Raw genomic sequence first — 12,675 nt, 5'->3', positions numbered from 1 at the left:
AACACAATTACAATGAAACGATTTGCCAATAATAAATTATTCATCGCAGCAATCTCCTTTTCGCTGTTGGTTTCGTGTAACAAAAACAAAATTCTTGAACCCAACGACCAGGTAACCTCAGCGGCTGTGTACAGTACCGCAGCGGGTTATAAATCGGTACTGGCAAAAGTGTATGCGGCGTTTGCACTTACGGGTAACAATGGCCCTGCGGGCAGCGCCGATATTGCGGGCATCGACGAAGGCACTTCCGATTTCTTCCGCCTGTTCTGGTGTGCGCAGGAACTGTCGACCGACGAGGCAGTGGTGAGCTGGGCCGATGCCGGTTTACCCGATTTTCATTCAATGACCTGGTCGGCCTCCAATACCTTCCTGGCAGGTTTGTACTATCGCAGTACCTATCAGATCACTTTGTGTAATGAATTTATTCGTCAGTGTTCCGATGCCAACCTTAGCAAAAGGGGCATTTCGGGTGATAGCGCAACCATGATCCGTTATTACAAACAGGAAGCCCGGTTGCTGCGGGCTTACCAGTATTGGGTGCTGATGGATGTTTTCGGAAATCCTCCTTTTGCCACCGAAGGTGATCAATTGGGATCTGCAACGCCCAAACAAATTGACAGGGCTTCGTTGTATACCTACATCATGAACGAGTTGAAGGATATGGAAGGCAGTCTGATTGCTCCCAGGAAGAATGAATATGGCCGGGCCGACCAGGCTGCGGCATGGGCGCTGATCGCTCGTGTGGCATTGAACGCCAAAGTATATACGGGAACGGCAAATTGGGATGATGCGGTAAAATATTCAAAAAAGGTGATAGATGCAGGGTATTCCCTGATCAGCAATTACACGCACCTGATGCTGGCCGATAACAACAACAATACCTCAGAGTTTATTTTAACCATCAACTACGATGGCAATGCCACCCAGAACTATGGCGGGTCTACGTTTATGACGCATGCACCTGTGGGCGGAACGGAAAAAGCCTCCGACTTCGGGGTCGATGGTGGATGGGCCGGCATTCGCGCCACGGGCAACCTGATCGATCTGTTCCCGGCGCCCACCAGCACGGCGTTCCCCAACAACGGCAATCCCGACACGCGTGCAGAGTACTGGATGAATGGTCAAACCAAGGCCATTGCCGACGTAAGCGTATATACGAATGGTTACCCTATGACCAAATACCGGAATGTAGATGTGAATGGCGTTGCAGGAAAGAATATCTATTATGCCGACATCGACATTCCCGTTTTCCGTTTGGCCGAGCAGTACCTGATCTATGCCGAAGCAACCCTGCGTGGTGGCGCTGGTGGCGATGCTTCACAGGCGCTCACCTACATCAATAAATTAAGAACAAGGGCTTACGGACCGGGTAATGGCGGAACGATCACTACTTCTGATATGACCCTGAATTTCCTGCTCGATGAGCGGGGCCGCGAACTGTACTGGGAAGGTTTCCGCAGAACCGATCTGGTTCGTTACGACCGGTTTACTGATGGAGTTTACCTGTGGCCATGGAAAGGCGGATCGAAAAATGGTACGGGCGTATCTTCTTACCGGAATTTATTTCCCCTGCCTACCGCCGACCTGAGCGTGAACCCCAACCTGAAACAAAACACCGGATACTAATAAACGATTGAATCGCAATATGAAAAAGATATTTATACTTTGCGCTGCATTTTGTGCCGGTTTGGCGCTGATGCTGGCCTCCTGTAAAAAGACCGGTTCCCTCGCTTACCTGGGCAATGGTACAGCCGGGGCAGTAACCGCTTCTTCCTCCAAAATTGTACTCGATGTTTCGAAGATAAGCGCTGCAGATACAAGCGTGTTGTTTACGATCAAAAGCGCCAGCTTCGGTTACGATGCTGCCATTACCAATGAACTGCAGTTCGATTCCGTTGGCGACAACTGGGCAAAACCCGTGTCGGTTACCATGGGGGCCGGAGCCACCACATTGTCTTACACCACCTATAATTTCAATACACTGGCAATGAAGCTGGGCTTGCATATTAATGCTGCAGGGCAGGTACAGGTGCGGCTGAAGAGTACGGTGTCTACCGTAACTGTTTACAGCGATCCCATTACGCTAACGGTAACGCCTTTCTCCGCGGCTTCTTCTGTATATGTGCCGGGCGCTTACCAGGGATGGTCGCCTGCCTCGGCCGACAGCCTGGTTTCAGAAACATCCAATGGCATTTATACAGGCGTTATCAACTTCACCGGTTCCGATCTGGCGTTTAAGATCACGTCCGCAAAGAACTGGGCCTCGGCTTATGGTCAGGGATCAACATCCGGTACTGTGAGTTTATCGGGCGGTAACCTTACCGCACCGGGTATTGGCGGCTACCTGCTCACGCTGAATACCGATCTGCTCACGCTGATCTTTATACCGCAATGGAGCGTTATTGGCGATGCCGCCGGCGGCTGGAGTACCGATACCCAAATGTACCTGAACAAAACAAACAATACCTGGTATGTGACCATGAAGCTGACCAGCGATGGCACCAAAACCATCAAGTTCCGTTTCAAGAACGACTGGGGAACCAATTTGGGGGCAGGCTCCGGTACGGGCACCCTTTCCGCCGGTGGCTCCAATATCACCATCCCGGCAACCGCTTCGGGGGGCGATACCTACACGATCACCATAAACCCAACCGCGTTGACATATACTTTAGTGAAACAATAAAATATTGATCAGTGAACTGGAAACTATACGGTGTGTTGCTTTGCCTTATTGCAAGCCGGTTTACCTTCTGTAATAAAAATTCCGGGCTCACCACGGCGAAGCAGGTTACTACGGCAGATGTGCCTTCGGGAGCATCGGATGGCGTAACGTTTATCAACAGTGGCGCCTCGGCCATTTTCAATTTGTATGCACCGGGTAAAAATACAGTGGCGGTAACAGGCGAATTCAATAACTGGACGGCCACCACCATGACGCAATCAACCGACGGCAATCGCTGGTGGGTGCAAATAGATAACCTGGACCCGGCTAAAGAATATGCGTACCAATACCTGGTCGACGATACGCTGAAGGTGGCCGATCCCTACACGCACAAGGTCCTCGATCCCGATAACGATGGGGCGGTCCCCGGCGGTGCATATCCGAATTTGAAGGCTTACCCCACCGGTACGGCGGCAAAGGGCATTGTGAGCGTGATGCAGGCAAACCCTGCTGCCTATACCTGGCAGGTGGGTTCATTTACCCGGCCCGATCCTAAAAACCTGGTGGTGTACGAGCTGCTGGTGCGGGATTTTGTGGCTACACACAGCTATACCACGCTTACCGATACGCTGAACTACCTGGCAAGCCTGGGTGTAAATGCGATAGAGTTGTTACCGGTGAATGAATTTGAAGGTAATGACTCCTGGGGGTATAATACCAACTTTATGTTCGCCCTTGATAAATACTATGGTACGCCCAATGCGTATAAAGCCTTTATTGATGCCTGCCATGCCAGAGGCATAGCGGTGATCCAGGACATTGTGTTGGAAGATCAGTTTGGTTCATCGCCCATGGTGAGGATGTATGCAACAGCTTCAGGCAGTCCTTCTTCCAAAAATCCCTGGTTCAATGAAACGAATAGGCATCCCTATGCAGTGGGCTATCAGCTAAATCACGAAAGTGCGGCTACCGTTTACTATAGCCAAAATGTAATGAAATACTGGATGCAGGAGTATCATATAGACGGGTACCGGTTCGATCAGTCGAAAGGGTTTACCCAAACCAATTCGGGCAGCAATGATGCCACCTGGTCGGCTTATGATGCCAGCCGCGTGGCCATCTGGACAAAGTATATCAGGTACATGCAAAGCCTGGATGCCAGCTTTTATATAATCCTGGAACACTTTGCGGCTGACCAGGAAGAGAAAGCGCTCGCCGGCCTCGGTGCTATTATGTGGAATAACCTGAATACGAACGCCAGCCAGGCCACCATGTCGTATAATGATGCCGGTGGTTCGTGGGACCTTAAACGAATGTTCTACGATTCGCATGGATTTACCACGCCGTATAACCTGATGACCTATATCGAGAGCCACGATGAGGAGCGGCTGCAGTATAAGAACGAGCACTATGGCAATTATTCAGGGGCGTACAATATCAGGGACCTGGCTACCGGGCTGGCCCGGCAACAACTGATTGCGGCGTTTGAATTTGCTGCGCCCGGGCCGAAGATGTTGTGGCAGTTTGGTGAGCTGGGGTACGATGTTACGATCGACTACAATGGCCGTACGGGTAGCAAGCCCATTTACTGGAACTACCGGCAGGATGCCAACCGGCTGGCGTTGTATAACACCTATGCAAAGCTAATCAACCTGAAAAAGAAGAACCCTGTTTTTACTACCACCAACTATTCGTATAAGCTGGATGGTGCGGTGAAAACTATTTCGCTCACCGGCTCCGATGGTACCAGGGTAATGGTGGCAGGAAATTTTGATGTAGTAGCTCAAACGGCTGCTATTGCTTTTCCGGCATCGGGCGCCTGGTACGACAACCTTTCGGGTGGAATGCTATCGGTGACGGCCACGCCTTATTCCATAACGCTGGCTCCGGGAGAATATCATATTTACAGTAATACACTGCTGAAGCAGTAACCCTATTAAAATGAGAAAATATCTTTTTGTTATTGGTTTGTTTTTGACAGGAAAAGGTTTTGGTCAGGTTCATAGTGCCGGCAACATTACTTCCATTAAGGTGCAGGGGCAGCAACTGGTGCTGAACATGCAACATGCAGTTGGGGAAGTAACCGTATATAGCCCAACGGTAGTGCGGGTACGGCTCGATCAGCGTTCACTGGGCAGGGACTTTTCCTATGCGGTGGTCAATGGTCCGGTGGCAACGCATATTGCCGTTAACCAAACGCCGGAGGCGGTAACATTGCAAACGGATTCGCTGAAGGTAGTTATATCAAGGAAGCCCTTTCATGTGGCGTTTTATACGCGCGATGGGCGTGTTATCAATGAAGACGAACAGGGATTGAATACATCATGGGTAAATTCTTTTGTAACCACCTACAAGCACCTGCAGGAAGGGGAGCGGTTTATTGGGCTGGGAGAAAAAACGGGCGGGCTCGATAAGCGGGGGAATGGGTATACCAACTGGAACTCAGACAACTTCGGATACCGTACCGATAAAGACCCATTGTATGCTACCTTTCCTTTTTACATTGGTATACATCACGGGTTGCGTTACGGCATCTTTTTCGATAATAGCTGGCAAACCGATTTCAACTTCGGGGCCAGTACCGACCGGTTTTCTTCATTCGGGGCGCACGGGGGAGAAATGAACTATTACTTTATTGCCGGCGCGCAGGTAGCCGATATCATTACTTCCTACACCGGACTAACCGGGCGTATGAAGCTGCCGCCGTTGTGGAGTTTGGGCTACCAGCAAAACCGCTATTCGTATTATCCCGAAACGGAAGTGATGAGAATTGCGCAAACATTGCGCGAGAAAAAGATCCCTGCCGACGGTATTACGCTGGATATTCATTATATGGATAAATACAAGGTTTTCACCTGGGATAAACAGCGGTTCCCCGATCCGGCGGCCATGAGTGCAAAGCTGGCAGCGATGGGTTTTAAACTAACGGTGATCGTTGATCCGGGCGTGAAGCGGGAAGAAGGATATGAGGTATATGAGCGGGGAAAAAAGGCAGGCGCTTTTATCAAATACCCCGACAGTACTGATTATAACGGACAGGTATGGCCTGGCTGGTGTGCTTTCCCTGACTTTACAGGGGTGAAAGGACGCGCCTGGTGGGAAAAGGAGATCGGTAAATATGCCAGTGACGGCATCAGTGGCATCTGGAATGATATGAACGAAATTGCTACCTGGGGGCAAAAGATGCCCGACAACGTTTTATTTAACAATGAAGGAGAAACAGCCTCGCATTTGCAAATGCACAATGTGTATGGGTTAAATATGGCCAGGGCCAGTTTTGAAGGGTTCAGGCAGCATTTGAAGCGGCGGCCGTTTGTATTAACACGCAGCGGGTATGCCGGTTTGCAAAGGTACAGCGCCATCTGGACGGGCGATAACCGTTCGGAAGAAGATCACATGCTGCTGGGAGTAAGAATGCTGTGTAACCTGGGCCTGGCCGGTGTTCCTTTTACGGGCATGGATGTGGGCGGGTTCACTGGTAATCCCTCTGTTGGGTTATACGTGCGCTGGATGCAGGTAGGTTCTTTTAATCCATACATGCGCAACCATACAGCGGTGAATACTAAGTCAGGCGAGCCCTGGGCTTATGGTGAACAGGCCATGGAGATAGTGAGAAACTATATAGCACTCCGCTACCGGTTGTTGCCCTATGCGTATTCAAACTTTTACGAGGCCACGCAAAACGGATTGCCATTGATGCGTACGCTGGCGTTAGACTATACGGATGATGCCGCGATCTATCGGCCGGCTTTCGAGAATCAATTTATGTATGGACGGGCGTTTATGGTGGCGCCGTTTACCGGATCGGAGGGCTTTGGGAATATCTATTTCCCGGCAGGTAACTGGTATGATCTGTATACTGACAAGGTGATCAAAGGCGGACAGGAGCTGGTGGCGCCGCTGACGATGTCGAAATTGCCGGTATATGTGCGGGAGGGTAGCATTGTTCCGATGCAATCGTTGGTGCAGCATACCGGTGAGCTGCCGTCAGATACCTTATTGGTACATGTGTATGCAGGTACTTCAGGCAGTAGCTTCCTGTACTATGAGGATGATGGTACGGGTTATAACTATGAGAAAGGCGACTACTATCGCCGTAGTATAACCTACGACCCGGCTACACGACAGCTTGTACTGGGTAAAGTACAGGGCAATTACCCATCGAAATTTAAGTTTATAAAATTTGCGTTGCATGGCTTTGGAGAGAATGAGTTAATAGCAGGCGGGCAAAAGGCAGGCAGTGAATTTGAATCATTGCTGACGCCGGTTTCAAAATTTGATCCGCAGGCCGATGCGAGTGAGCCGGAAGGGCATATCATAAGAACGATAACTGTAAGCAATGGGGCAGGGGAGATGGTACTAAAATACCAGTAAGTGTTGAGCAGGTTTACAGGTTGTGAATAGGCTAACATCGTTTTGCAATGGCCGTATTGGGTTCAAGTGTACAGTAAAAAAAATTGCACCATCCGCCAGCTGGCGGATGGTGCAATTTTATCAAAAGTATCAGCACTATTATTTTTTGGGCATTGGCGGTGGCGGCATTTTGGGCGGCATCTGCTCGTATTGGTACACCAGGTTAACTTTCCCGTTATTATCAAATCGCCATACCTCGTGCAGTTCTTTGCTCTTCTTTACACCTTTGGCGTTTGTTGAAATTTCCCGGGTCCATATCGCTACCCATTCTTCTTTTTTATCCCTGGTTCTGAGCGGGATCCAGGCATGAATAGAATCAACAACAGTACCCATTTGCCCTCTCATCTTGTTAGCTATAACAAAAAGACTGTCCCTGCTGCCGGCAAACATATTGCCATCTGCAAAATACATGGTGTCATTGTCTGCGAAAGCACTCTTTGAGTTGTTAAGGGTGTTGTTGTCCCAGTTTTTGTATAATTCAAGCAATGTCTGGGCATTTTTTGCATCACCGATCTCAAAATCGGAAGAGTAATCGGCCGTGTAAGGATACGTGAGGGCAGGCTGTTTTTCTGAACTTGAATCGGCGGATGCTTTTGGCGCTTCTGTTGTTGTTGTTGATTTGTCGGCGCTGGAGGTGCAGGCTGTTAAAAAAGCAATCGTTGTGAAAAGATAGATCTTTCTCATAAAGTAATTGGTAAATTTTTTAAAAATGAATAGGGTAGAAAGTGATGGAGGAAAAGGCAAAAGGGAGAGGATTCAGTCGTCTTATATTCTAAGGTAAGCATTTTCATCAGCATTAACAATTGATTGCCTGCTTTGAAATAACCCTTTTAGCAGGGCATACCTCTCCCTGGCTTAAGGGATTGGGTATCTTGAACATATTGGTTCGGGGTTGCGCTTGCTAAAGATTTAAATTTGTATCCCGTCCATTGCACGGATCGTTATCGCACAAATATCATTTTATAAACCATAAGGGGCTTTGGGCTCTTACTCCTTTATTAAACTGTCAAAAACAAAACATAGGTTTGCACTATAATTTAATTAACCTATAATATGAAAAAAAGGATTTTTTTAACGGGCATACTCGGTATAGCACTAATATCCGCAAAAGCACAACAGCAATCAGCCTCACAAACAGACACCCTGACCATCTTTAGAGCCAAAATAAACCAACTCGACAAGGAGTTAATTCATCTTCTGGGTGAAAGAATGAGCGCCGCCAGGGTTATTGGTGTATATAAGCAGGCTCATAAAATGGAGGTTTTACAATCCAATCGTTTCAATGAGGTACTCCAAAAAGCCATAGCATCCGGTAAAGAGGAAGGACTTTCGGAGGAATTTATTAAAGCCCTTTACGAAGAAATTCATAAAGAAAGCATTCGGCAACAGGAAGCTTTAAAGAAATAAATTACCCGTTATATGCATAACTCTTTTATTCACAGCTTCACAGAAATGTGGAGTTTTTTTATGGCCGTAGCTCAATTGAATTTTTCGGGAGCGATAGGTTAAAAACGGGGGTTATAAGGAAGAACTGACAAAATTTATTTAGTAAAACAAACTATCTTCACCTTTGATGAGCAGTATGAATATCTACACCACCCCCGGGATTGTTACCATTACCTGTCATAAGCGCACCATGCTTTACCTGGAACAGGAAGTAAAGGAGCTTGGCTTTGACCCGATAGAAACTTTTGTTACCGGTGTAAAGTTAAAAGCAACGGTGAATGAATGTATCAGGCTCAACCTGAACCTCCGTTGCGCCAGCCAGGTGTTGTATAGTCTTCAATCCTTTGAGGCACGTAATGCTGATGATGTTTATAATTGCCTCCTCCATTATCCCTGGGAAAATATCTTACCTGATGGTGGTTACTTTTCCATTACCAGTAATGTTAGCAACGACAGCATCAATAACAGCATGTACGCCAACCTGCGCGTGAAGGACGCCATCATCGACAGGCTGCGCGAAAAAAAAGGAACACGTCCCGCCACCGGTTCTGCTTTAACAGGTGCAGTGATCCATTTGTTTTGGAAAGAGGAGAACGCCGAAGTCTTTATTGATACCTCGGGTGATTCACTGGCCCGTCATGGATACCGCAAAATACCCGGTCAGGCGCCGATGCTGGAATCGCTGGCAGCTGCCACTATTTATGCTTCCCGTTGGGACAGAGTGAGCCCCTTCGTGAACCCTATGTGTGGTTCCGGCACTATTGCTATTGAAGCCGCAATGATCGCAACCAACCGCAGGCCCGGTTTGTTCAGGACCAACTATGCTTTTATGCACCTGCAGGGTTATGATGAGCAGGTATACTTTCAGGAAGATGCCCGGCTGGAAGAGCAGATCAAAGAAATACCAGGTCTTCGGATCATCGCAACCGATTACAGCGCCAAAGCCATTGAGAATGCCCGTAAGAATGCAGTGGCCGCCGGTGTGGCCAACCTGATAGAATTTGCCGTTTGTGATTTTGCTGCTACAGAGGTGCCGCCCAATGTGCCCGGTATCTTTTATGTGAACCCTGAATACGGTGAGCGGTTGGGAGAAATAGCGGAACTGGAAAAAACATATGGTCGTATTGGTGACTTTATGAAACAAAAATGCGGCGGTTACTTTGGTTATGTATTTACCGGCAATCTTGAACTTGCCAAGAAGATTGGCCTGAAAGCAACACGACGTATAGAATTTTATACCAGTATTATTGACTGCCGCCTGCTGGAATATGAATTGTACAGTGGAACCCGTTCTGAATCAAAAGTAGCGGCTTCTCCTCTTACGATTAAGGGTTCAGGCGGTTGACAGTGCGTAATTGTCTCAATATATGAACATCATAAACCTGCCACAGGATATTTTGCCGGAAGACGGAAACCGTTCGGATAGCATTATTTTTTATGATTATTCTCCTCCGCCCGGTTCCTATAAAAATAAAGCGATCCTTCACAAAAACGCCATCAGCCTGGTCATTAGCGGAGAAAAGACAATGCATTTTGCAGAAAAGACTGTTTACACCAGGGATACTGAATTCCATTTCCTGTCGGCCGGCAATTGTGTGGCTTCCATGGATCTGGCAACTACAACCCCTTTCCGCAGCCTGCTTATATTCTTCGACAATGACTTATTGACTAATTTTTTTATAAAGTACGCCAGCCAGGTAAATACGATCAAAGGGGTGAAAAAACAGCCCCCATCATCTTACCTTTCTTTCGCAAAGGATCCTTTTATCCGGAATTTTATCGATTCTTTATTGCTGCTCCTGCAATCGAAACAGCAAATTTCAATAGAAATGCGGTTGCTGAAGCTGGAAGAATTGTGGCTGTACCTGCTTGAGAAATATCCAACCCGGTTATTATCCTTTCAACCCGGTTCAAATAGATACTCAGATGACCTCACCATCCGAAGAGCGGTGGAAACAAATATTACCAATAATATCAGTATAGCCGAACTTGCCTTCCTGTGCCATATGAGTATATCCACCTTCAAGCGGCGGTTTATAAAGCTATATAATAAACCGCCCAACGAATGGTTCCTGCAGGAAAGAATGAAGTTGGCAAAAGAGCTGCTGCTCTATCACAATAAAAAGCCCAGTCAGGTATATAGTGAAGTAGGTTACGAAAGCCATTCCAGTTTTAGTCAGGCATTCAGGAAAGTATTTGGTAAAACGCCCGGCGAATTTCAATTGGAATATCTGAACGATCCGCCACAGTTTTTGAATGATTAACGACAGGCTTCCATTTTCGGTGAATCGTAGTTTTATGGCATAAAATATTACAGATATGCTATTTACTACTGAAAAAAACAAGGAGATCGTTCTGCGATTTAACAGGGAAGTGATCGAGCAGGGCAATGCCGGGGCTTTCTATGAACTGGTATCACCGGATGTCATTAATCATGCAGCGCCTGAAAACACGCCTAATGGCCCCGAAAGCATGCACCATTTCATCTTACAGGTATTGCGCGTGGGTTTTCCTGATATAAAAGTGGAAATATTGGACCAGGTAGCTGAGGGAGACAAGGTTACGACGCGAAAAGTTTTTCATGCCACGCACACTGGTGAATTTATGGGTATTCCCCCTTCAAACAAGCGCGTAACTATTCAGGTGATCGATATCATACGGCTTCACCAGGGAATGTATGCAGAGCACTGGGGCATCAGTAATATTCCGGATGTTATCAGGAAGATCTCGGAAAAATAACCACATTGAAAAGCCCTGCCAAAACGAACATTGCAGGGCTTTTTCATACTATTAAAATTTCATAAAACTCAATGTCTCCCCGCCCGCACGAATATAATACTGCCCCCGCACAAGCCCGGTGGCGATTGAAGTGATGGCAACACCATCACAAATACTCCAGTTTTTTTTCTTCATACTTTTCGGGCGGGGGAAGATTCCTGAAATAGGGTAACTGTTGTAACCACCTGGGAAAAAGGAAAAAAATGATGAGCACTGCCATCAATAAAGCTGAAATAAGGGCTATCGCAATCTGGAAGTGCAGCGTTCTCACCTTATTGGCCTGCGCTTGTTTTAAGAGAGCTTCCTTTTTCTCATAAATAAACTTAGCTTCCAGTTCTGCTGTCTTTTTTCGGGTATCATCGTTGAAGATACTATCTGAATAGGCTTTATATAATTTGAAATAAGTAAGGCTGTTACGGAAATCTCCTTTTTTTTCATACAGACCGGCCAGGCAGTCTGCTCCGATTTTTATTCCTTCTATGTTTTTGATCTCTTTTGCCAGTGAAAGACCTGTCGTGGCATATGAAATGGCTGTATCTGTTTGTTCAAGCCCCCCGTAGGCATTTGCCAGCGCGGCCATAGTGTTCATTCTGCCCAGCTTGTCATGGGTACGAAGGTAATAATCCAGCGAGGTCCGGAGTAAAGGTATGGCCTCCTGGTACTGCTTTTTTTCACAAAATATATTTGCTATATCGGCCCGTACAAAGGCGGCCACATATCCGTCGGGATCATTAATAACCTGTAGCGCCTCGCGGTATAATGCCAGTGCCTGGTCATATTGGTGGTGCAGGAGTGGGATGGCCGCCTTATCAACAAGCAGGTAGGCTTTGGCTACAGTATGTCCTATGTCTGTGGCTATTTTATAAGCCTTGTCAAAATGCTGTGCTGCTGCTGTTTCCTTTCCCGTGTTCAGGTAAAACGATCCGATATTCCTGAGCATATTGAGTTCAACCTCTTTGTCGTTTATTTTTTCGGCCAGGGTAAGGGCCTGCTGGTACCAGGATAGTGATTGTGCGTAGTTGCCGGTAAGGGAATAGAAATATCCCATTGAGCAATAGCTTTCCAGTATCCCCTTTTCATAATGGATGTTGCTGGCATACCGGTATACTTCTTTCGTATAGAACAGCATGCTGTCGGGATTTATTTCGTAAAAGCAGGTAGAAAATTTAGCCAGGAGGTTAATATACCCTGTGTCTTTCCCGAATCCTTTTATTTTTTCTTTTTCGGTGAGGAGTTGCCGGTAGTGCTCTAACCGCTGAGGTTGAGCAAAAGATCCAAAAGCGATCAACAGCCCAATGAGTGCAATAGCAATGCGTATTTTCATAAAGGGTCGGTCTTTTCTTACATCACAACAATCGATACAATATAATAAAAGA

Annotated in this window: 10 protein-coding genes; 8 read left to right on the top strand and 2 right to left on the bottom strand. The window is 47.1% G+C overall.

Annotation, left to right across the window (positions count from 1 at the left end; genetic code table 11):
• Positions 1–12: 12 nt before the first annotated feature.
• The 4 genes from A3860_RS40235 to A3860_RS40220 are packed head-to-tail and all read left to right on the top strand — an operon-like array spanning position 13 to position 7,036.
• On the top strand, positions 13–1,626 hold the full coding sequence (locus A3860_RS40235; protein ID WP_081156240.1) for a RagB/SusD family nutrient uptake outer membrane protein: 1,614 nt from the start codon (positions 13–15) through the stop codon (positions 1,624–1,626).
• A 19-nt stretch (positions 1,627–1,645) separates the two neighbouring features.
• Positions 1,646–2,683 (top strand): SusE domain-containing protein, encoded by a 1,038-nt coding sequence (locus A3860_RS40230; protein ID WP_081156239.1) that lies wholly within the window; start codon positions 1,646–1,648, stop codon positions 2,681–2,683.
• 11 nt (positions 2,684–2,694) lie between these two features.
• Entirely contained in the window at positions 2,695–4,593 is a 1,899-nt protein-coding gene (locus A3860_RS40225) for an alpha-amylase family glycosyl hydrolase (RefSeq protein WP_081156238.1), read from the top strand.
• 10 nt (positions 4,594–4,603) lie between these two features.
• Positions 4,604–7,036: a glycoside hydrolase family 31 protein gene (locus A3860_RS40220; protein ID WP_081156237.1), complete on the top strand. Its 2,433-nt coding sequence runs from the start codon at positions 4,604–4,606 to the stop codon at positions 7,034–7,036.
• A gap of 138 nt (positions 7,037–7,174) precedes the next feature.
• Here the strand turns inward: A3860_RS40220 and A3860_RS40215 are convergent, their stop codons facing one another.
• The gene (locus A3860_RS40215; protein WP_081156236.1) at positions 7,175–7,759 is read right to left on the bottom strand and encodes a hypothetical protein; all 585 of its coding nucleotides are present in this window, start codon (positions 7,757–7,759) and stop codon (positions 7,175–7,177) included.
• 369 nt (positions 7,760–8,128) lie between these two features.
• On the opposite strand from A3860_RS40215, the gene A3860_RS40210 reads away from it, so the two are divergent.
• The 4 genes from A3860_RS40210 (at position 8,129) to A3860_RS40195 (ending at position 11,260) form a co-directional block, all read left to right on the top strand.
• Positions 8,129–8,482, top strand: coding sequence for a chorismate mutase (locus A3860_RS40210; protein ID WP_081156235.1), 354 nt, complete (start codon positions 8,129–8,131; stop codon positions 8,480–8,482).
• A gap of 166 nt (positions 8,483–8,648) precedes the next feature.
• Complete coding sequence (locus A3860_RS40205; RefSeq protein ID WP_245843733.1) at positions 8,649–9,866, top strand: THUMP domain-containing class I SAM-dependent RNA methyltransferase; 1,218 nt, start codon at positions 8,649–8,651, stop codon at positions 9,864–9,866.
• Positions 9,867–9,888: 22 nt separating this feature from the next.
• Positions 9,889–10,785, top strand: coding sequence for a helix-turn-helix domain-containing protein (locus A3860_RS40200; protein WP_081156234.1), 897 nt, complete (start codon positions 9,889–9,891; stop codon positions 10,783–10,785).
• A 55-nt stretch (positions 10,786–10,840) separates the two neighbouring features.
• Complete coding sequence (locus A3860_RS40195; RefSeq protein ID WP_081156233.1) at positions 10,841–11,260, top strand: ester cyclase; 420 nt, start codon at positions 10,841–10,843, stop codon at positions 11,258–11,260.
• 145 nt (positions 11,261–11,405) lie between these two features.
• Here the strand turns inward: A3860_RS40195 and A3860_RS40190 are convergent, their stop codons facing one another.
• Positions 11,406–12,623 (bottom strand): tetratricopeptide repeat protein, encoded by a 1,218-nt coding sequence (locus A3860_RS40190; protein ID WP_158085507.1) that lies wholly within the window; start codon positions 12,621–12,623, stop codon positions 11,406–11,408.
• Positions 12,624–12,675: the final 52 nt, after the last annotated feature.

This window comes from Niastella vici (genome assembly GCF_002077945.1).
Taxonomy (GTDB): Bacteria; Bacteroidota; Bacteroidia; order Chitinophagales; family Chitinophagaceae; genus Niastella; species Niastella vici.
This window is presented reverse-complemented; position numbering and strand designations above follow the sequence as displayed.